The following is a 478-nucleotide window of genomic DNA, read 5'->3' as shown; positions in this document are numbered from 1 at the left end:
GTGATCACGCCTTCCTTGCCGACCTTCTTCATCGCGTCGGCGATGATGGTGCCGACCGACTCGTCGGAGTTGGCGGAGATGGTGCCGACCTGGGCGATCGCCTTGTCGTCGGCGGTGGGCTTGCTGATGGTCTTGAGCTGCTCGACGGCGGAGATCACCGCCTTGTCGATGCCGCGCTTGAGGTCCATCGGGTTCATGCCGGCGGCGACCGCCTTCATGCCCTCGCGGATCATCGCCTGCGCCAGCACGGTGGCGGTGGTGGTGCCGTCGCCGGCGTTGTCGGAGGTCTTGGAAGCGACTTCCTTCACCATCTGCGCGCCCATGTTCTCGAACTTGTCGGACAGTTCGATTTCCTTGGCGACGGACACGCCGTCCTTGGTGATGGTCGGGGCGCCGAAGCTCTTCTCGAGCACGACGTTGCGGCCCTTCGGGCCGAGGGTGGCCTTGACGGCATTGGCGAGGGCGTTGACACCGCGCA

Annotated in this window: 1 protein-coding gene; it reads right to left on the bottom strand. The window is 65.5% G+C overall.

All coding sequences use genetic code 11. The features are described 5' to 3' along the window. Positions 1 to 478, bottom strand: a 478-nt coding sequence (locus tag AB5T46_RS20435) for a TCP-1/cpn60 chaperonin family protein (RefSeq protein ID WP_370565950.1), incomplete at both ends; no start/stop codon positions are given.

Origin of the sequence: Luteimonas salinilitoris (assembly GCF_041300785.1) — a bacterium.
Lineage (GTDB): Bacteria > Pseudomonadota > Gammaproteobacteria > Xanthomonadales > Xanthomonadaceae > Luteimonas > Luteimonas salinilitoris.
The sequence above is the reverse complement of the archived record's forward strand: the minus strand, read 5'-3'. Positions and strand labels throughout refer to the sequence as shown.